The sequence below is a fragment of the Micromonospora sp. WMMC250 genome, assembly GCF_027460215.1.
Taxonomy (GTDB): domain Bacteria; phylum Actinomycetota; class Actinomycetes; order Mycobacteriales; family Micromonosporaceae; genus Micromonospora; species Micromonospora taraxaci.
Map to the genome: position 1 here is coordinate 6,252,746 of NZ_JAPZBJ010000002.1, position 19,183 is coordinate 6,271,928.

General features: G+C 72.9%; 17 protein-coding genes. 12 read left to right on the plus strand and 5 right to left on the minus strand.

Annotated elements, in window-relative coordinates; translation table 11 throughout:
* Positions 1 to 116: 116 nt before the first annotated feature.
* Positions 117 to 557, minus strand: coding sequence for an HPF/RaiA family ribosome-associated protein (locus O3438_RS28420; RefSeq protein WP_269682673.1), 441 nt, complete (start codon positions 555 to 557; stop codon positions 117 to 119).
* A gap of 304 nt (positions 558 to 861) precedes the next feature.
* Here O3438_RS28420 and O3438_RS28425 point away from each other — a divergent pair, with 304 nt between their 5' ends.
* The 3 genes from O3438_RS28425 to O3438_RS28435 all read left to right on the plus strand — a co-directional run bounded on the left by O3438_RS28425 (position 862) and on the right by O3438_RS28435 (position 4,380).
* A complete protein-coding gene (locus tag O3438_RS28425; protein ID WP_269682674.1) occupies positions 862 to 1,599 on the plus strand; it encodes a single-stranded DNA-binding protein in 738 nt (245 codons plus the stop codon).
* Positions 1,600 to 1,786: 187 nt separating this feature from the next.
* The gene (locus O3438_RS28430) at positions 1,787 to 2,842 is read left to right on the plus strand and encodes a cobalamin biosynthesis protein (protein ID WP_269682675.1); all 1,056 of its coding nucleotides are present in this window, start codon (positions 1,787 to 1,789) and stop codon (positions 2,840 to 2,842) included.
* Positions 2,839 to 4,380, plus strand: coding sequence for a cobyric acid synthase (locus O3438_RS28435; RefSeq protein ID WP_269682676.1), 1,542 nt, complete (start codon positions 2,839 to 2,841; stop codon positions 4,378 to 4,380). Before O3438_RS28430 ends, O3438_RS28435 begins: the two co-directional genes overlap by 4 nt.
* Positions 4,381 to 4,690: 310 nt before the next feature.
* On the opposite strand, the gene O3438_RS28440 is transcribed toward O3438_RS28435, so the two are convergent.
* Positions 4,691 to 5,092 (minus strand): rhodanese-like domain-containing protein, encoded by a 402-nt coding sequence (locus O3438_RS28440; RefSeq protein WP_269683780.1) that lies wholly within the window; start codon positions 5,090 to 5,092, stop codon positions 4,691 to 4,693.
* A gap of 327 nt (positions 5,093 to 5,419) precedes the next feature.
* Here O3438_RS28440 and O3438_RS28445 point away from each other — a divergent pair, with 327 nt between their 5' ends.
* From O3438_RS28445 to O3438_RS28465, 5 genes are all read left to right on the plus strand, one after another.
* On the plus strand, positions 5,420 to 6,061 hold the full coding sequence (locus O3438_RS28445) for a uridine kinase family protein (RefSeq protein WP_442929745.1): 642 nt from the start codon (positions 5,420 to 5,422) through the stop codon (positions 6,059 to 6,061).
* Between the two features lie 114 nt (positions 6,062 to 6,175).
* On the plus strand, positions 6,176 to 7,321 hold the full coding sequence (locus tag O3438_RS28450) for a M48 family metallopeptidase (RefSeq protein ID WP_269682678.1): 1,146 nt from the start codon (positions 6,176 to 6,178) through the stop codon (positions 7,319 to 7,321).
* A gap of 36 nt (positions 7,322 to 7,357) precedes the next feature.
* The gene (locus tag O3438_RS28455; protein WP_269683781.1) at positions 7,358 to 8,710 is read left to right on the plus strand and encodes a dipeptidase; all 1,353 of its coding nucleotides are present in this window, start codon (positions 7,358 to 7,360) and stop codon (positions 8,708 to 8,710) included.
* Positions 8,711 to 8,931: 221 nt separating this feature from the next.
* Positions 8,932 to 9,138, plus strand: coding sequence for a hypothetical protein (locus O3438_RS28460; protein ID WP_030333429.1), 207 nt, complete (start codon positions 8,932 to 8,934; stop codon positions 9,136 to 9,138).
* 237 nt (positions 9,139 to 9,375) lie between these two features.
* The gene (locus O3438_RS28465; RefSeq protein WP_269682679.1) at positions 9,376 to 10,968 is read left to right on the plus strand and encodes an ATP-dependent DNA ligase; all 1,593 of its coding nucleotides are present in this window, start codon (positions 9,376 to 9,378) and stop codon (positions 10,966 to 10,968) included.
* A gap of 19 nt (positions 10,969 to 10,987) precedes the next feature.
* On the opposite strand, the gene O3438_RS28470 is transcribed toward O3438_RS28465, so the two are convergent.
* Positions 10,988 to 11,629, minus strand: coding sequence for a hypothetical protein (locus tag O3438_RS28470; protein WP_269682680.1), 642 nt, complete (start codon positions 11,627 to 11,629; stop codon positions 10,988 to 10,990).
* Positions 11,630 to 11,730: 101 nt separating this feature from the next.
* Positions 11,731 to 12,555, minus strand: a complete 825-nt coding sequence (locus O3438_RS28475) for an SURF1 family cytochrome oxidase biogenesis protein (RefSeq protein WP_269682681.1) — start codon at positions 12,553 to 12,555, stop codon at positions 11,731 to 11,733.
* 182 nt (positions 12,556 to 12,737) lie between these two features.
* Between O3438_RS28475 and O3438_RS28480 the strand changes: the two genes are divergently transcribed.
* Positions 12,738 to 14,138, plus strand: a complete 1,401-nt coding sequence (locus O3438_RS28480) for a cobyrinate a,c-diamide synthase (RefSeq protein WP_269682682.1) — start codon at positions 12,738 to 12,740, stop codon at positions 14,136 to 14,138.
* Complete coding sequence (locus tag O3438_RS28485) at positions 14,135 to 14,704, plus strand: GNAT family N-acetyltransferase (RefSeq protein WP_269682683.1); 570 nt, start codon at positions 14,135 to 14,137, stop codon at positions 14,702 to 14,704. Before O3438_RS28480 ends, O3438_RS28485 begins: the two co-directional genes overlap by 4 nt.
* A 55-nt stretch (positions 14,705 to 14,759) precedes the next feature.
* Here the strand turns inward: O3438_RS28485 and O3438_RS28490 are convergent, their stop codons facing one another.
* Entirely contained in the window at positions 14,760 to 16,892 is a 2,133-nt protein-coding gene (locus tag O3438_RS28490; RefSeq protein WP_269682684.1) for a transglycosylase domain-containing protein, read from the minus strand.
* A 121-nt stretch (positions 16,893 to 17,013) separates the two neighbouring features.
* Here O3438_RS28490 and cobC point away from each other — a divergent pair, with 121 nt between their 5' ends.
* Together cobC and cobT are read left to right on the plus strand one after the other, a co-directional pair.
* Complete coding sequence (gene cobC, locus O3438_RS28495) at positions 17,014 to 18,081, plus strand: Rv2231c family pyridoxal phosphate-dependent protein CobC (RefSeq protein ID WP_269682685.1); 1,068 nt, start codon at positions 17,014 to 17,016, stop codon at positions 18,079 to 18,081.
* Positions 18,081 to 19,166 (plus strand): nicotinate-nucleotide--dimethylbenzimidazole phosphoribosyltransferase, encoded by a 1,086-nt coding sequence (cobT, locus tag O3438_RS28500; protein ID WP_269683782.1) that lies wholly within the window; start codon positions 18,081 to 18,083, stop codon positions 19,164 to 19,166. Before cobC ends, cobT begins: the two co-directional genes overlap by 1 nt.
* Positions 19,167 to 19,183 lie beyond the last annotated feature (17 nt).

Sequence of the window (19,183 nt, forward strand, 5' to 3'; positions counted from 1 at the left end):
GTCTCCGCGCCCGTCGCCCCCTCCCCGGTCGATCATGGAGTTGTGGTGACCCGCAAAAGGGATTCTTACGGATTTAGCGCTCACCACGAGTCCATGATCGACTCGATGGGGTGGGGTCAGACCGTTTCCGCGTCGGCGCGGCTCGGATCGGCGGCGGGAATCTGCTCCTCGTCGTCGGCCGGGTTCAGCTCGCTCTGCGGCTGCGGGATGTCGCGCAGGTGCTTGTTGTGCCGGGGCTCCTGGCGGGTCTTCGCGTCGTTGAGCCGGCGGCGCAGGTCGTCGCGGACGTCGTTGAGCGCGGCGTGCAGGTCCTCCTCGGCGGAGGTGGTGACGATCTTCTGTCGGCCGGCGATCCAGCACTCCAGGGTGACCTTCTGGCCACGTGCCTCCCGGTCCTTGACCGACACCTCCAGTTCGGTGGCGTCAGCGTGGAAGCCGGCCAGCCGGGCGTCGAGGGTGGCGAACTGCTCGGCGATCCAGTTGCGGTCGCCCTGCGAGAACCCGGCACCGACCCGCAGGCACTCGGCCACGGTGGCGGGGTTGGCCACGGCGCTCATCGCCGCGCCTCGGAAGCGTTCGCGGAGCCGATGGTAGTGATCATCATGGCGCTGACCTCTCGTCGACGTGGAGCTGTCGGTGGTGCGTTGATCAAATCCATACCCAGTTCGGGCAGCCCCGGAAACCGCCGACGTTCATTCGGGCGGGTCGGCCGTACCACATCCGGCCATGATCAGGGCGTTGTCCACAGGTGCGTTCGTCGTCCACAGGTCGTAGATGCGCGCTGGCGGCGGCCGTCCCGAGCGCACAGGCTCGGTGTCGAGTCGACTCGCGCTGGCAGGCCCCGATCCCCCTGGAGGGACGATGTTCGACACTTATGTAACTATCGTCGGTAATGTGCTGACCGTGCCCGAATGGCGGCGCACGACCCAGAGCAACACACTGGTGGCCAACTTCAAGGTCGCCTCGACCGCCCGGCGGCTCGACCGCGACACCGGCCGGTGGGTGGACGGCAATTCGCTGCGCGTCCGCGTCAACTGCTGGCGCAAACTCGCCGAAGGGGTGGCCGCCTCGGTCATGGTCGGCGATCCGGTGGTGGTCTGCGGCCGGCTCTACACCCGCGACTGGACCGACGACGCCGGCAACCACCGCACCCTCTACGAGTTGGAGGCGGTCGCCGTCGGCCATGACCTGTCCCGAGGTCGGGCCCGGTTCCTGCGCAACCGGCCCAGCGTCACGACCAGCACCGTGGAAGACGCGGAGGCCGAGAGCCGGGTGCACGGCGAACCGACCGAGCCGGTGCCGACCGAGCAGGCACCAGTGCTGCCCGACGACCGTGCGCTGGACGACGAGTTCGAGCTGCCCGACTACGTAGCGGTGCGCACCAGCCCGTTCCTCGACGCCGATGTCGCCCTGAACGGCGGCCAGATCGGGCAGGCCCCACCGGATCTCGACGACGAGTTCGCCCCTCCGCCGGGAGAGGACGACGACCACACCGACGACGACTCGGACGACGAGTTGGGCTCGGCACCCGACGAGGGCCAGCCGGCGCAGACCGGTCGGGGGCGGCGTGGCCGGGGTCGGGTGCCGCAGCCGGCCTGACCGGCTGGCGGGCGCGCGGCACGACGGGGGCGGGGTGGCGGCGTGAGCGGCGTCGTCACCCCGCGTGGCGGCAGCCGCGAAGCTGATCCGGCTTCGGCGCTGCACGGCCGCTCGGGGTGGTGAAGCATCGTGGGCCGGGCTGGTTCACGGGGTGCTCGTCTAGGCTGGCCGGCCGGAGGTGGTGCGGGTGCGACGGACAGCGCCGGTGGCGAACGCGGTGGGGCTGGTGGCCGGGTACGCGCTGGACCGGCTGCTCGGTGACCCGCGCCGGTGGCACCCGGTGGCCGGCTTCGGTCAGGCTGCCAGCGCGCTGGAGCGTCGCCTCTACCGACCGGACCGAACGGCGGGTACGGCGTTCACCGCGCTGGCCGTCGGTGCTCCGGTTCTGCTCGGTGCCGCTGCCGTAGCGGCTACCCGGCATCGGCCGGTGACCCGCGCGGTGCTCGTGGCCGCCGGCACGTGGAGCGTGCTGGGTGGGCGCACGCTGCGCCACGAAGCCACCGTCATGGGTCGGACGCTGCGCGCCGGTGACCTGCCCGCCGCGCGCCGACGTCTCGGTCACCTCTGCGGGCGCGACCCGTCGACGCTGGACGAGTCCGAGCTGGCCCGCGCCACTGTCGAGTCGGTCGCCGAGAACACCTCCGACGCTGTCGTCGCCCCGCTGGTCTGGGGTGCGGTCGCCGGCCTACCCGGGCTGCTGGGCTACCGCGCGGCGAACACCCTCGACGCGATGGTCGGGCACCGGTCGGCGCGCTACGCGCGGTTCGGCACCCCGGCCGCGCGCCTGGACGACGTGCTCAACCTGGTGCCGTCCCGGCTGACCGGGCTGCTCACCATCGCCGTCGCGCCCGTCGCGCACGGGGATCGGCAGCGGGCCTGGCGGGTGTGGCGGCGAGACCGCAACGACCACCCGAGTCCCAACGCCGGGCAGTGCGAGGCGGCGATGGCCGGAGCGCTCGGCGTCCGCCTCGGTGGCCGCAACGTCTACTTCGGGCACTCCGAGGTGCGGCCGTTCCTCGGCGACGGCCCCCGTCCGGAGGCACGACACCTGAAGCGCGCCGCCCGGATCTCCGGCGCGGTCGGGCTGGCGGCGGTCGGGCTGGCCGCCGCGTACCCGGTGACCGTCGGCCGTCTGGCCGCAGCGCTCGGCCGGCACGGGCTTCGGGCCGTGCGGCGACACGGCTTCGATGTCGCGGGTCGGCGCGGGTCGGCCGCCGTGGCCGATCACGGGAGCGGGCGGTGAGCGGCGGCCTGCTGGTCGCCGGCACGACCTCCGACGCCGGCAAGAGCGTGCTCACCGCCGGGATCTGCCGCTGGCTGCACCGGCAAGGCGTGAAGGTCGCCCCGTACAAGGCGCAGAACATGTCGAACAACTCGGCGGTGGTCGTCGGGCCGGACGGACGCGGCGGCGAGATCGGGCGCGCCCAGGCCATGCAGGCCGCAGCCTGCGGGCTCGCACCCGACCTGCGGTTCAACCCGGTGCTGCTCAAGCCGGGCAGTGACCTGGCCAGTCAGGTGGTGCTCCTCGGCGAGGCCGTCGACACCATCACCGCCGGCACGTTCCGGCACCTGCGTCCCCGCCTCGCCGAGACCGCGTACGCGGCGCTGGCCGAGCTACGGGACACGTACGACGTGGTGATCTGCGAAGGCGCCGGCAGCCCCGCCGAGATCAACCTGCGGGCCGGTGACTACGTCAACATGGGGCTGGCCCGGCACGCCAACCTGCCCACCATCGTGGTCGGCGACATCGATCGGGGCGGTGTCTTCGCCTCGATGTTCGGCACCGTGGCACTGCTCGACCCCGCCGACCAGGCGCTGATCGCCGGATTCGTGATCAACAAGTTCCGGGGTGACAGCGGGCTGCTCCAGCCCGGGCTGGACATGCTGCGGCACGTCACCGGCCGACCGACGTACGGGGTGGTGCCCTGGGCACTGGACCTGTGGCTCGACGCGGAGGACTCCCTCGCCTACGGCCGGGTGCTCGGCCGTCCCGCCGCCCCCCACGGCACCGACTGGCTGGACGTGGCCGTCGTCCGACTGCCCCGAATCAGCAACGCCACCGACGTCGAGGCGTTGGCCACCGAGCCGGGTGTCCGCGTACGCCTCACCATCGAACCAGCCGAACTCGCCGCCGCTGACCTGGTCGTCCTGCCCGGCTCGAAGTCCACCGTCGCCGACCTCGCCTGGCTGCGGGAGACCGGCCTCGCCGACGCGGTGACCGCGCACGTGGTGGCCGGCAAACCGGTGCTCGGCCTCTGTGGCGGCTTCCAGATGCTTGGCCGGGCCATCCACGACCAGGTGGAGAGCCGGCGGGGCAGTGTGCCGGGGCTCGGTCTGCTGCCGATCGAGATTACCTTCGATCCGCGCAAGACCGTCCGGCAGTCCGTGGGTACCGCGCACGGCGGCATCCCGGTACGCGGCTACGAGATCCACCACGGGTACGTCTCGCAGACCGACCCCGCCCTGACCCCGCTGCTGACCGGCGACGACGGTGTCGGCGAAGGTGCTGTGCTCGGCACTGTGCACGGCACACACTGGCACGGGGCGTTCGAGTCCGACGGGTTCCGCCGGTGGTTCCTTACCGAGGCGGCCCGCCTCGCCGGCCGCACCGGCTTCCGGGTCGCACCGGCCACCAGCTTCGCCGCCGCCCGGGAACGCTCACTCGACCTGCTCGGTGACCTGGTCGAGGAACACCTGGACACCGACGCGCTCTGGCACCTCATCGAGACCGGTCCACCCGCAGGGCTCCCGTTCGTCCCACCAGGCCCGCCACCGACCTGACCGCGCGCTGTCCAGCGCGGCCCGGCCGCGGTCTTGAGGGCATTCCGTCCCGCCCGGCCCGGCCGCGGCCTTGAAGGAATTCGTTCCTCCCGGCCGTGCACGATCCTGGCGGCCCGCTGTCCCGTCCGGCTTGCCGCCGTTCTGGGGGCGCCCCGTCCTATGTGGAGTGTGAGGTGGGGCAGCGCGGCATGATCGTGCTCGATCCTTGTTGTAGTGGCCTCGTCGGCAACGGGAGGGGACTCTTTCCTGGATCGAGCAGATGTTGACCCGGTCGCGCCGTGGATCCGACCGGCTGGGCGGGGTAGCGGAATCAGGGGCGGACGTCGGCGGGGCGGTCGGTCGTCGGGAGACCGGCGGCGAGCCAGGCGTCGACACCGCCGATCATGTCGGTGGCGCGGCGCAGCCCGAGGGTCTGGAGGCTGGCGGCGGCCAGGCTGGAGCTGTAGCCCTGCCGGCACACCAGCACGATCTCCCGGTCGTAGCCGGTGGCCTCGGGGATCCGCCAGGCACTGGCCGGATCGAGTCGCCATTCCAACACGGTTCGGTCGATGACGACCGCGCCCGGCAGGTCGCCCTGTTCGCGGCGCTGCGGTTCGGTGCGGGTGTCGACCAGCAGCGCGCCGCCGCGGACCGCCTCGACGGTCTGCTGCGGAGTCAGTCGGTGCAGCCCGGCTCGGGCCTGTTCGAGCAGGGCGTCGATACCGGGGCTCATCACGTCTCGGAGCACCACCCGATGATGCCGATTCGGTAGCAGCCACGACGGCGAACGGGCCGCCCGTCACCCGTCGCCGCCCCAATTCCCCCGGACGTGACGGTGGCCGGTCAGGGGCGGTCAGCCGGACGTGTCAGTCTGGGCTCCCAGGCCCCGAACACCGCATGATCCACCCGGAATCCACGGTCATCGCGGTGCCCCGGCGAGAGGGATGCCGCGACTTCGATGATTCGGAGTCGATCCTCCTGCCCAACGGCCGTGACGGCATACTGCGCACATGCACCACGCGACGCCGCACAACCCGGGGCTTCGCCACGCGAGGCCGCGCTGAACCCGGAAACTGGCCGGCCGACCGTGGCAGTTGTCGAGGCGTACGCCGAACTGGCCCGTCGGGTTCTCGCGGGCCCGGCGCGGTTGGGGCGGACCCGGCTGGTCGCTGTCGACGGGCCGAGCGGCGCGGGCAAGAGCCGGTTCGCCGCGCGCCTCGCGGACGCCCTGGCGGTGCTGCCCGGCGGCCGGCCGCCGGTGGTGCACACGGACGACCTGCTCGACGGGTGGGACGACCAGGTCACCTTCTGGCCCCGGCTCGACGAGTGGGTGCTGTCCCCGCTGCGGGCCGGTAGGTCGGGGGCCTACCAGCGGTACAGCTGGGTGCGGCACCGGTTCCTGCCGCGGCCGGTTCCGGTTCCGGTGGCGCCGGTGTTGGTGCTGGAGGGGGTCAGCGCCGCGCGGGCGGTGATCCGGCCGGAGCTGACCCTGGCCGTCTTCGTCACCGCGCCCGCGCCGTTGCGGCTGGCTCGCGCGGTAGCCCGGGACGGGCCGGAGATCCTGCCCGAGCTACGTCGGTGGCACGCCGGGGAGCGGGCGCACTTCGCCGCCGACGACACGGCTTCCCGGGCGGACCTGCTGGTGGACGGCGCGCCGGCGTTGCCGCACGACGCGGACCGGTACTACGTGCGCGTTCGCTGAGCGGGGCATGGACGTCCGCCATCGGCTACGGCACGATGCGAGATGGCCGCCATCGGCACGGCCCGGTGGGCGCGGCGCGGGAACACCCAGGGCACGGCGATCGGGGGACTCATCATGTCGGCAACGGACACGCCCGCGCGGCGCCGGATCACTCTCACCGGCATCAGCTCGCGGGCCTGGGAGCATCCCGCCGACCGGGGCGCCCTGGTCGCGTTGCGGGAGCTGCGCGGCTTCGACGACGTGCTGCGGTCGTTCTTCGGCATGTGGAACGAGCGGGGCTTCCGACTGTCCGTCCTGGCCTCGGGGATCCGGGTCGACCACCGGCAGTACCCGGCGGTGTGGCAGCGCTACACCGAGGCCGCGGCGGCATTGGACGTGGCCGAACTGCCCGAGCTGTACGTGACCCAGTCGCCCTGGTTGGGTGCCGAGGCGGTCGGCCTGGAACGGCCGTTCATCGTGCTGAACTCCGCGTGCGTGCAGCAACTCGACGAGGACGAGCTGCGCTGCCTGCTCGGCCACGAGCTGGGGCACGTGGGCAGCGGGCACGCTGTCTACAAGACCATGCTCATGATCCTGACCCGGTGGGCGGCCAACCTGAGCTGGTTGCCGGTGGGCGCGATCGCGTTGCGGGCGATCATCGCGGCGATGCTGGAGTGGTGGCGCAAGGCGGAACTCTCCGCCGACCGCGCCGGTCTGCTCGCCGGGCAGGACCCGGCCGCCGCGCTGCGGCTGCTGATGAAGCTCGCCGGCGGCGGTGACCTGTCTCAGGTCGACACGACAGCGTTCCTGGAACAGGCCGCCGAATACGCCGGTGGCGGCGACCTGCGCGACAGCCTGCACAAGATCCGGATGACGGCGTGGAGCACCCACCCGGCGCCGGTGGCCCGGGCGGCGCAGCTGCGGCAGTGGATCGACTCCGGTGCGTACGGGCAGGTGCTGGCCGGGGACTATCCGCGCCGCGCCGACGACGACTCGACAAGCCTCACCGAGGAGATCAAGGCGGCTGCCGATTCGTACCGGGAGGAGTTCAGCCGATCCACCGACCCGCTGGTCGGGTTGCTGCGCCGGCTCGGCGACGGCGCCAGCGACGTCGGGGAGTGGGTGGGCGGCACCGCCGGGCGGGCCCGCTCGTGGATGGACGCCGCCACCGAGGCCGCCGGCCGCGCACACCGCGCCGGCCGGGCCGCCCCCGGCGCGCGGGCAGGAACCGGGACGACAGGTGGCGGTGACGGTACCGGCTCCGGCGGCGCACCTCGGTAAGGCCGGCATACGATGCCGGTCATGACCTCACCGATCATGTCCGAGTCCGAGGTGCGGGCCGCCGTCGAGCGGGAGATGCCCGGGGTACGCGCCGACCTGGAACGCCTCGTCCGCATTCCCGGCATCGCCTTCGAGGGTTTCGACCACTCGCACGTGGAACGTTCCGCCGAGGCCGTCGCCGAGCTGCTGCGCGGCTGCGGCCTGGACGTCGAGATCGTGCGTTCCGGCGGCCAGCCCGCGGTGATCGGCCGTCGGGCGGCCCCGCCCGGAGCGCCCACCGTCCTGCTCTACGCCCACCACGACGTGCAGCCCGTCGGCGACCGGTCGCTGTGGGAGTCCGACCCGTTCGAGCCGGTGGAGCGCGACGGCCGGCTCTACGGCCGGGGCGCGGCCGACGACAAGGCCGGCATCATGGCGCACGTCGCCGCACTGCGGGCGTACGGGGACGCGCTGCCGGTCGGCGTGGTGCTCTTCATCGAGGGTGAGGAGGAGTACGGCTCCGACTCGCTGGAACAACTGTTGATCGATCACCGCGACGAGATCGCGTCGGACGTCATCGTGATCGCCGACTCCGGCAACTGGGACATCGGCGTACCGGCGTTGACCACCTCGCTGCGCGGCATCGTCAACTGCTTCGTCGAGGTGCGCACGCTGGACCACGCCGTGCACAGCGGCATGTTCGGCGGTGCGGTGCCGGACGCGCTCACCGCGCTGGTCCGGCTCCTGGCGACCCTGCACGACGACGCCGGTGACGTGGCCGTGGAGGGGCTGGTCGCCAAGGTGGGCGCCACCGTCGACTACCCCGAGGACCGGGTGCGGGCCGAGGCCGGGCTGGCCGACGGCGTGCAGTTCATCGGCACCGGCCGGATCACCGACCGGATCTGGACCAAGCCCGCGCTGGCGGTGCTCGGCATCGACGCGCCGTCCACCGGCGAGGCGCCGAACGCCCTGGTGCCGGCCGCGAAGGCAAAGCTCAGCATCCGCCTGGCCCCGGGCGACGACCCCAAGCGGGCGTACGCGGCGGTGCGCGCGCACCTGGAGAAGCACGCGCCGTGGGGCGCCCAGGTGACGGTCAGCTTCGAACACGACGGCAACCCGTGTGTGATCGACGCGTCCGGGCCGATGTTCGACGCCGCCCGTTCGGCCTTCCGGACGGCCTGGGACGGCACCGACCCGGTGGACATCGGCATCGGTGGTTCGATCCCGTTCATCGCCACGTTCCAGGAGATGTTCCCGAAGGCGGCGATCCTGGTGACCGGTGTGGAGGACCCGCACGCCCGCGCACACGGTCCGAACGAGAGCCTGCACCTGGGGGAGTTCGCCCGGGTCTGCCTCGCCGAGGCCCTGCTGTTGGGCAACGTCGCCGCTGCGGCAGACGCGGGCCGTTAGGCCGGCACACACCCAAGATCCGCGCAACGTCCCGGATGGTGCTGCCTCCGACGAGCGGGAGGCACCGACAACAGTGTTGTTGCGCGGATCTTGGCGGCGGGGCGGGGTGGGGCTGGGTGGGGCGCTCCGCGCGGGGGCAGTTGGGTACCGACACGGCAACTTTGCGCCTGATCTGGCGCTTTACGGCGTGTCGGACGGTCATCTGTTATAGCGTTTCGAACATGAGTACGAACGAGGTGATGGCCCGGTTGGGGGCCGCTGTCAGCGCACTGGGGGACGTCGATGTCTCCGCATGGTCCGAGGACACGCTCAACGAACAGCTCGGTGAGCTCTCCGCCGCACTGGTCGCCCTCGACTCGGTGCTCTCCCGCGTCGCCGGCGAGGTCCGCGCCCGGGGGTTGCGCATCGAGGAGCCCGTCTCCGCGTAGGGCCTGTTCCAAGAGGAGTGGCGGGTCCGGACGACGACCGGCGGCGTTGCGGTCCGTCCGGATACCCGGTGTTGTATCCGGACGGACCGCCCCTTGCCGGATCGCCGCCCGGACTCCGCCTCGGCTCGATCGCCCTCGGGAAACAGGCACTGATCGTCGTCCGCGCGCGCGGACGGCACCCTCCCGACACCGCCCGGGCACGGCAATGCCCGGGCGGTGTCGGAGGTGACTGGCAGGATGAGCTGCGTGCGGTTCCTCGACCTGGCAGCCACCTCCGCCGCCGTCGCCGCCACCAGCGGCCGGCGCGCCAAGGTGGAGCTGCTCGCTGATGCGCTGCGCCGGCTCGACCCGGGTGAGGTCGAGCCCGGTGCCGGCTATCTCGCCGGTGAGTTGCGCCAACGGCAGACCGGGGTGGGCTACGCGAGCCTGCGTGACCTGCCGGCACCGGCCGCCGAGCCGACGTTGACGGTGGCGGGCGTGGACGCGGCCATCGAGCAGATCTCCGCCGCGCGGGGATCGGGTTCGCAGTCCCGGCGGCGGGCGCTGCTCGGGGCTCTCTACGCGGCGGCGACCGCCGACGAGCAGCGACTGCTCACCGGTCTGTTCAGCGGTGAGCTGCGCCAGGGCGCCCAGGCGGGGCTGCTCGCCGACGCGGTGGCCCGGGCCGCCGACGTGCCGGTGGCGACCGTCCGGCGGGCCCTGCTGCTCGCCGGTGACCTGCGCGTCGTCGCGGTGGCCGCGCTCACCGGAGGAGCCGCCGAGTTGGCCGGGTTCGGCCTCCAGGTCGGCCGTCCGCTGGCACCGATGCTCGCGCAGAGCGCCTCCTCGGTCGACGAGGCGCTCGCCGCGACCGGCACGCCGGCGGTGGTCGACGTGAAGCTCGACGGCATCCGCATCCAGGTGCACCGTTCCGGCGCCGACATCGCCGTCTTCACCCGCAGCCTCGACGAGATCACCGCCCGGGTGCCCGAGGTGGTCGCCGCGGTCCGTGCCCTGCCGGGCCGCGAGTTGGTGCTCGACGGCGAGGCGATCGGCCTGGACGATACGGGCCGGCCGCTGCCGTTCCAGCAGACGTCGAGCCGGGCCGCCCGACGCACCACCCCCAGCACCACCGGGCGCACACCTGTCGCCCCGGCGGTGCTCGCGGCAGCCGCCACCACCGGCGCGACGGTGCTCACCCCGTACTTCTTCGACCTGCTGCACCTCGACGGCGAGGATCTGATCGACCTGCCCGGTCGGGAGCGGTGGGCTGCCCTCGCCGGGGCGGTGGACTCGTCACTGCTGGTCGGCCGGATGGAGGTCGACGGCCCCGAGCAGGCCGCCGCCGCGTTCGCCGCCGCACTCGACGCCGGGCAGGAGGGCGTGGTGGTCAAGGCCCCGGACGCCCCCTACGACGCCGGTCGGCGTGGTGCCGCCTGGGTCAAGGTCAAGCCCCGGCACACCCTCGACCTGGTGGTGCTCGCCGTCGAGTGGGGCAGCGGCCGGCGCAAGGGATGGTTGTCCAACCTGCACCTGGGCGCACGCGACCCGCAGACCGGCGGCTTCGTCATGCTCGGCAAGACGTTCAAGGGGCTCACCGACGAGGTGCTGCGCTGGCAGACCGAGCGCTTCCTCGACCTGGCGGTGGAGCGCGGCGACTGGGTGGTGCGGGTCCGACCCGAGCAGGTTGTGGAGATCGCCTTCGACGGGGTGCAGACCAGCTCCCGCTATCCCGGCGGCATGGCGCTGCGCTTCGCCCGGGTGGTGCGCTACCGCGACGACAAGTCCGCCGCCGAGGCGGACACCATCGACGCCGTAAGGGCCATCCATGCCGGCCGTCCCACCGGTTGACCGACCACGCCCACCCGGTTCACCTGACGGACAGCGACCTCGCGTAGTTCACCTGGTTGTTCAGGTGCTGCACCTGCGTCTGGTCGCTGACCGCGATCCGCGCCACGTACTGCTGCGCGCCGTTGGTGACCGTCACCTGCACCATGCCGTGGTGCCGGGTCTCCTTCACCAGCAGGAACAGGAGACTGAAGAAGGCCAGGCAGAAGAAACCGACGATGGCGCAGACCAGCGCCCAGGTCGCCACCTTCTCCTCGCGCTGCCAGTAGTCGGCCACGTGCCAGGTGGCGCCGGCCAACGGCAGCACCCCGGCCGGGGTGCGGATGACCGGTGGGCACACGGCGATCTCGGCGATCTGCACCGCCACCACCTCCGCCCCGCCCGGGTAGGCGGCCAGGGCCGGGTTCGGGGCCATCGGGGTCGGTGGGTACGGCCCGACCGCCGGCCACGCCCCAGCCGGCTGCGCGGGAGGCCCGGAGAGCGGCGCTGGTGGCCCGGAGAACGGCGCGGGTGGCCCGGACAGCGGCGCGGCGGGGAACGGCGTCGTGGGCGGTGGCGTGGCGAACGGCGCGGTCGGCTGCTCGGCGGCCCACGGGTCGGTCGGCGGCTGCGTCTGGTGACCCGGAACCGGCTCGGGCAGTGGTGCCGTGGGATCCACGCTCATCGGCACCCCCAACGTGACGTGATCACCCGGCGGAGACTACCGGCTGCCGTGGTGTCCCGGGTGCCCCCGAGGGTCCGGTCGAGACGCCGGCGCGGGCCCGGTCAGACGGACGCGCTCGGCGCGGGCTCGGCCGCCCGGTCCAGCGGTGCCTCGGGAGCGCCGAGACCGGCGGCTCGACGTGCCTCGCGGCGGGCCACCCAGCCGTAGCCGAACAGGGCCATCACCGCGAAGAGCCACCACTGCACGACGTAGCCGAAGTTCTGCCAGTTGTTGGCGTGCCCGACCGGCACCGCCTTGAACACCGGGTCGGCCGCCGGCGTCTGCTCGTCCAGCAGCAGGTATGCACCGTAGACCGGGTAGGGCAGCTCGGCGGCCAGCCGGGACACCCCGATCCGTCGGATCTCCAGTCGCCCGTCACGCCGCTCGGCGGCGCGGGCCCCGCTCTCGGTCTCGTGCACTCGGCCGACGACAGTCACGTCGCCGGTCGGCACCGCCGGCACCGTCGGCTGGGCGGTGGCCGCCCCACCCGGCGCCGGGGGGATCCAACCCTGGTCCACCAGCAGCGCCGTGCCGTCGGCGAGCACCAACGGGGTGAGCACCTCGAAGCCGACCCGGCTGTCCACCGTCCGGCCGCGGACCAGCACGGTGTTCGCCGGGTCGTACCTGCCGGTGACGGTGACCCGGGTCCAGACCTTCTCCTCGGCGGGGGCCGGGCCGACCGTCCCCGCCCCGCCGGTGGGGGCGGACAATGCGTCGGCGAGCGGCCTCGGAGCCATCCGCTGGCCCGCGTCGATGCGCTCGTTGACCTCGGTACGCCCCCGGTAGCGGTCCAGCTGCCAGTTGCCGAGGAACACCATGACGGCGGCCGCGACCAGGGTCAGCGCGAGAGCGCCCAGCCAGCGTGGGCTCAGCAGGAACCGGTACACGGCACCGAGGCTACCCGTATGACGGACGCCACTGACCTGCACCGGGCCGGATCGGCGGCACGGTCGCGTCGCCGGCCCCGGTTGGCGGTGCTCGCGTCCGCAGCCGGGCGGGTATCGTCACGCCGACGGATCGGCCCCGGTCGTCCCGTCGCGTACCCGCCGCCGCTCGCGAGGAGTCGATGATGACCGTCGTGCCGCGCCTGGTGCTCAGCGCGCCGTCCTCCGGGCACGGTAAGAACGCGCTGGCGATCGGGCTGCTCGCCGCCCTGGCCGAGCGTGGGGTCGACGTCGCCGGGTTCAAGCTCGGGCCGGACCCCGTCGACGCCGCGTACCTCGGTCTCGCCGCCGGTCGCCCGGGTCGGGTGATCGACCCCCGCCTGGTCGGCGTGGACCGACTCGCCCCGCTGGTGGCGCACGGCGCCGCCGGTGCCGGGCTCGCCGTGGTCCAGGGCAGCATGGGGCTGTACGACGCGGTCGGCGGTCGCCCCGAGCAGGAGTCCACCGCCGCTGCCGCCGCCGCGCTGCGCAGCCCGGTCGTGCTCGTCGTCGACGTGGCCGCCATGGGTCAGTCGGTGGCGGCCCTGGTGCACGGTTTCCGCTCGTACGACGAGCAGTTGTGGCTCGGTGGGGTGATCCTCAACCGGGTGGCGTCGTCGCGGCACGAAGCGTTGTTGCGCGAGGCGTTGGACGACGTGGGGGTGCCGGTCTACGGGGCGTTGCGCCGTCAGGACCTGCCGGCGGTGTTGCCGTCGCGTCGGCACGGTGTGGCGCCGGTGGTGGACGGCTCCGCCGATGCCGCTCGTGCGGTCCGTCGGCTGGGCGAGGCGGTCGCCGCCACCGTCGACCTGGAACGTCTGCTCGGGCTGGCCCGTTCCGCTCCGCCGCTACCCGCCCCGGCCTGGTCTCCCGAGGAGGCCCTCGGTGCGTTCACCGCCCCGATGGACCGTCCGCTGGTGGCGTTGGCCGGTGGACCGGGCGGCAGCTTCAGCCACCCGGAGACCGCCGAGTTGCTGCGGGCCGCCGGTGCCGAGGTCGTCGTCGTCGATCCACTGCGCGACGAGGCGTTGCCGGTCGGCACCCGCGCGCTGGTCGTCGGTGGCGCGCTTCCCGAGGCGTATGCCGAGCAGTTGTCGGCCAACCGGCGGCTCTGCATCGCGGTGGCCGAGTTGGCGCGGACCGGGCGGCCGGTGGTCGCCGAGGGCGCCGGCCTGCTGTGGCTGGCCCGGGAGTTGGACGGGTTGCCGATGTGCGGCGTCCTGGACGCGGTGGGCGTCAGCCGGGACGGCCTGGTGGCCGGCTACCGGGAGGCCACCGCCCAGACCGACAGCGTGGTCGCCGCCCAGGGCACGGTGCTGGTGGGTCACAAGGCGCACCGGGCGGTCCTCACTCCGCGCGCTGGTCAGCGCCCGGCGTGGAGTTGGGACGGCGGCACGCCCGAGGGGTTCGTCTGGCGCAACGTGCACGCCTCACAGCTCACTCTGCACTGGGCGGCTCACCCGGCGACGGCGGCGCGGTTGGTCGCCGCCGCTGCGGCCGATCCGACGGCCGAGGCGGTGCCCGCGCAACCCGGGGTGCCGGTGTGATCGGTCAGGTGGCGGTACGCCGCTTTCCGGCGTTGACCGTTTCGACGCCGCGCACCGAGGTGCGTGGGCTCACCGCAGCGGACGCGGAGGCGGCCGGGGAGATCTTCGCCGACAAGCTGACCCGGCGTTGGTTGCCGTTGCCCGACGACTCCGGCCCGATCGACGGCCACGCGTGGTGCACGGAGTTGGCCCGACAGCGGCGGGACAGTGGCGACGGTGACCACTACGCGGTGCTCCGCCGCGAGGACGACCAGATGGTGGGTTCGCTCTGGACTCGGCGTACCGATTGGGGTGCCCGTCTCACCGAGATCTCGTACGCGATGGCGCCGCACGCGCGGGGCTTCGGCTTCGCCGCCGAGGCCGTCGACGCGGTGGCCATCGCGCTGATCCTGGAGCACGGGTTCCAGCGGGTGGAGCTGCGGGTGGCGCCCGGCAACCTGGCCTCGCGTCGGGTCGCCGAGAAGGCCGGGTTCAGCTACGAGGGTCTGCTGCGGAACGCCGGGCTGGTCGGCGGCAGCCGCGTGGACCTCGAACTCTGGTCGTTCGTCGCCGCCGACCTGCGCTGACTCGATCTGACCTGCGCTGACCTGCGCTGACCTGCGCCGGCCCGCGCGTGGTCGGTCAGCCGACGATCGCGTCCGACGGTGGGGTGAACTGGCGGGTCGGTGTGCCCTTCAGACCGTCACGCAGGGTCTCGGCGACCGCCGCGATGGGGATCTGGGACTGCCCGTCACCGACCGCGTTGAACGGGTTGTCCGGGTCGGAGATGAAGCTCGCCGCGGCCAACTCCGGGGTGTAGCCGACGAACCAGGCGGACCGGGTGCTGTCAGTGGTACCGGTCTTGCCGGCCACCGGGCGTCCGACGGTGCCCCGCACGCTGTCGGCGGTGGACCAGCCGCCGCAGCTTCCGCGCGCCGGGGTGTCCCCGGTGGGACAGCGGGCCGCGTCGGTGGCCGCCCGGGCGGCGTCCGCGCTGACCACCTGCCGGCACCGTGGCTTGGCCACCTCACGGTGGATACCGCCCGGGGTGGCGTACGTGGCCGGTGTGCCGTCCCGGTTCATGATCGCCGAGACGGGGATCGCCTCGCAGTAGCGGCCGTCGGCCGCGATGGCGGCGTACGCGTTCGCCATCTCCAGCGGTGTGGCGTCGGAGACGCCCAGGGTGAACGCACCCCACTTCTTCGCCTTGTCCGGGGACGCGTGGTCCCGGTCCACGTCGGTACGCCAGCGCAGCCCGAGTTGCTCGGCCAACCGGACCGCCCGGTCCGCGCCGACCTTCTCCTCCAGCCACACGAAGTACGTGTTGACCGACTTGCCGAAGCCGGACCACATGGTCTGCTGGCCGGTCATCGCGCCGCTGGCGTTGGAGGGCGACCAGCCGTCGTAGACCTCGGACCGGTAGCGGTGCGGGGCGTTGAACGTGGTGGAGAGCGGCATTCCCGCGTCGAGCGCGGCGAGCATCGGGAACATCTTGAACGTCGACCCCGCCTGGTAGCCAGCCAGGTCACCGCCGCCGAGCAGCGGGGCCACAGTGTTCGGGTAGTTGGCCTTCACCTTCGGCCCGGCCTCGGGGTTGGAGCTGGGTGGGTTCTCGGCCAGGTCCAGTGAGTACGTCCGGTTCACCGCCATTGCCTTGACCCGCCCGGTGCCCGGCTCGGAGACCACGATCCCGTTGGCGAACGGGCTGCCGGTGGCCTCCTTGGCCCCGACGTTCTTCTCCGCCGCCGCCTGGATCTTCGGGTCGAGGCTGAGCACGATCCGGTAGCCGCCCCGACGGAGCTTGTCCATCCGTTCGAGTCGGTTCGCACCGAACGCGGGCTGCGCGCTCCACCAGTTCTTCAGGTAGTCGCAGGCGAAGCCCCAGCTGTTGTACTTCTCCGACACGGCGGCGCAGTCGTGCGGCGGGGTCGTCAGCTTCAGCCGGATGGGCTCGGACTTGGCCGCGGCGGCCGAGTCGGGGGAGAGGTACCCGAGTCGGCTCATCTGGTCCAGCACGTAGTTGCGTCGCCCGGTGGCCTCCTTCTGGTCGGAGTCCGCCGGGTCGTACTCGGACGGGGACTTGACCAGGCCGGCGAGGGTGGCGGCCTCGACCGGGGTGAGGTTCTTCGGGGTCTTGGAGAAGAAGATCTCGCTGGCCGCGTAGATGCCGTACGCCCGGTGCCCGAAGTACGCCGAGTTCAGGTAGCGCTCCAGGATCTGGTCCTTGCTCATCTCCTTCTCCAGGTCCAGCGCCATCCGCATTTCCTTGACCTTGCGCAGGCTGGTCTGCTGGGTGGCCTCCTGGACCTCCTTGGGGGTGGTCGCGCTGTCGCGCAGGGCCATCCGGACGTACTGCATGGTCAGGGTGGACGCGCCCTGGGAGACGCCGCTGGACCGGGCGTTCGCCACGAAGGCGCGTGCCACGCCCTTCGGGTCGACGCCGTGGTGTTGGTAGAAGCGGTTGTCCTCGGCGGCGACGATCGCCTGGAGGATGTTCGGCGACATGTCCGACAGCTTGGTGTACTGCCGGTACTCCTCGTAGAACATGGTCAGCACGGTCTTGCCGTCCGGCGCGTAGACGTACGAGGTCTCGGCGGGCAGGGCGGTGGTGAGGATCTTGGTCTTCTGCTCCACGGCGTGCGCGGTGGCCTTCGCGCCGAGCCCGGTGACGGCGACCAGTGGGTACGCGGCGGCGGCGATCACGATTCCGGCGATCAGCCCGGCGCGGAGAAGAGGGACGAGTCGACCTGCGGCAGTAAGGGGTCGGTTACTCACATGGCCAAGTTATGACATTTCCGATTCGTACCTGAGAAGAACTCATAAACCGACGAGTGGTGACGTGGCTTACGTCGAGATCGTCTGTCCCACCGGCCGCCTTCCCGGAAGGATCGCGGTCATGTCCGAGCCGATCGCCGCTTCCGAGCCCGACCTGGCGCACCACGGTGACGTCGAGGTCGGCGACGGCCTGATCGACCTCGCCGTCAACGTCCGCCAGGCACGGCCGCCCACCTGGCTGGCCGCCCCGATCGCGGCCACCCTGTCCGACCTGGCCCGCTACCCGGACCCGGGGCCGGCCCGGGCCGCGGTCGCCGCCCGACACCGCCGTCACCCGAACGAGGTGCTGCTCACCGCCGGGGCCGCCGAGGGCTTCGTACTGATCGCGCAGGCACTTCGTGGCGTACGGCGGCCGGTGGTGGTGCACCCCCAGTTCACCGAGCCGGAGGCGGCACTGCGGGCCGCCGGGCACCCGGTCGAGCGCGTCGTGCTGGACTCCGCCGACGACTTCCGGCTCGACCCGTCCCGGGTGCCCGCCGACGCGGACCTGGTGATGATCGGCAACCCGACGAATCCGACCTCGGTGCTGCACCCCGCGCAGACGCTCGCAGCGCTGGCCCGCCCCGGCCGGGTGCTGGTCGTCGACGAGGCGTTCGCCGACACCACCATCGCCGCCGGGCACCCGGGCGAACCGGAGTCGTTGGCCGAGCGGCGCGACCTGCCGGGGCTGCTCGTGCTGCGCAGCCTCACCAAGACGTGGGGCCTGGCCGGCCTCCGGATCGGCTACCTGCTCGGCGCGCCGGAGCTGCTGTCCCGGCTGGCCGCCGTCCAGCCGCTCTGGGCCGTCTCCACACCGGCGTTGGCCGCCGCGTCGGCCTGCGCCACCACCGTCGCGGTCCAGGCCGAACGCGCGATCGCCGCCGACCTCGCCGCCGACCGCGACCACCTGGTCGCCCGCCTGGAAGACCTGCCCGGTGTACGCGTCGTCGGCCGTCCCGCCAGCGCGTTCGTCCTGCTGCACCTGCCGGGCGCGAGCGCGGTCCGAGCCGCCCTGCGTGAGCGCGGCTGGGCGGTCCGCCGAGGCGACACGTTCCCCGGCCTCGGGCCGGACTGGTTGCGGGTGGCGGTACGGGACCGAAACACCACCGACGCTTTCACCGAGGTGCTGCGCGAGATCATGGAGGCATGATGTTGGAAACCACGATCGCGGCGATCCGCCCGGCTGACGAGACGGCCATGGCCGCCGCCCGCGAGCTGCACGGCCGGCTCACCAAACCGGCGGGCTCGCTGGGGGCCTTGGAGGACCTCTCGGTACGCCTCGCCGGCCTGGCCGGAGCCTGCCCGCCGCCGTTGCCCGAGCCGGCCGCGGTGGCGATCTTCGCCGGTGACCACGGGGTGCACGCCCAAGGGGTCAGCCCGTGGCCGCAGGAGGTCACCGCGCAGATGATCGGCAACTTCCTGGCCGGCGGGGCAGTGGTCAACGCGTTCGCCCGGCAGGCCGGCGCGTCGGTCACAGTTGTCGACGTCGGGGTGGCCACCCCGCTGTCCGCCGGACCGGTGCCCAACCCGGCCGTGCTGGACCCGGCCGTGCCCCGGTTGGTCGTCGCGTCGGTCCGCCGAGGCACCCGCGACCTCGCGGTGACCGCCGCGCTGACCCGGGACGAGGCGCTGGCGGCGGTGCAGACCGGCATCCGGATCGCGGACGAGCTGATCGACGCGGGTGCCCGAATCCTGCTCACCGGTGACATGGGTATCGGCAACACCACCCCGGCCGCCGCCCTGATCGCCGCGTTCACAGGTGTCGACGCGCTGGACGCCACCGGTCGGGGCACCGGGGTCGACGACCCGACGTACGCCCACAAGGTGGGAGTGGTGCGCGCGGCGTTGGCCCGACACGCACCCGACCCGAGCGACCCGCTCGGTGTCCTGGCCGCTGTCGGCGGCCTGGAGCACGCCGCCCTGGCCGGGCTGATCCTGGGTGCGGCGGCCCGCCGTACCCCGGTGCTGCTGGACGGCGTGATCGCGGTGTCCGCCGCGCTGGCCGCCGCCGCGTTCGCCCCGGACGCGGTCGGTGCCATGGTCGCCGGCCACCGTTCGGCCGAACCGGGTGCGACAGTCGCACTGCGGCACCTGGGCCTCGTACCCCTCGTCGACCTGGGGCTGCGCCTCGGCGAGGGCACCGGCGCGCTACTGGCGTTGCCAGTGGTCACCGGTGCCGTCCGGGTGCTGCACGAGGTCGCCACCTTCGACTCCGCCGGTGTGGCCGAGAAGTGACGACGCGCAGCGAACGA

Coding starts and splice junctions, on each gene's coding strand:
- O3438_RS28425 (WP_269682674.1), top strand. CDS start 862: ATGTTCGACACTTATGTAACTATCGTCGGTAATGTGCTGACCGTGCCC.
- O3438_RS28470 (WP_269682680.1), bottom strand. CDS start 11,629: ATGAGCGTGGATCCCACGGCACCACTGCCCGAGCCGGTTCCGGGTCAC.
- O3438_RS28460 (WP_030333429.1), top strand. CDS start 8,932: ATGAGTACGAACGAGGTGATGGCCCGGTTGGGGGCCGCTGTCAGCGCA.
- cobT (WP_269683782.1), top strand. CDS start 18,081: ATGTTGGAAACCACGATCGCGGCGATCCGCCCGGCTGACGAGACGGCC.
- cobC (WP_269682685.1), top strand. CDS start 17,014: ATGTCCGAGCCGATCGCCGCTTCCGAGCCCGACCTGGCGCACCACGGT.
- O3438_RS28465 (WP_269682679.1), top strand. CDS start 9,376: ATGAGCTGCGTGCGGTTCCTCGACCTGGCAGCCACCTCCGCCGCCGTC.
- O3438_RS28480 (WP_269682682.1), top strand. CDS start 12,738: ATGACCGTCGTGCCGCGCCTGGTGCTCAGCGCGCCGTCCTCCGGGCAC.
- O3438_RS28420 (WP_269682673.1), bottom strand. CDS start 557: ATGAGCGCCGTGGCCAACCCCGCCACCGTGGCCGAGTGCCTGCGGGTC.
- O3438_RS28455 (WP_269683781.1), top strand. CDS start 7,358: ATGTCCGAGTCCGAGGTGCGGGCCGCCGTCGAGCGGGAGATGCCCGGG.
- O3438_RS28440 (WP_269683780.1), bottom strand. CDS start 5,092: ATGAGCCCCGGTATCGACGCCCTGCTCGAACAGGCCCGAGCCGGGCTG.
- O3438_RS28450 (WP_269682678.1), top strand. CDS start 6,176: ATGTCGGCAACGGACACGCCCGCGCGGCGCCGGATCACTCTCACCGGC.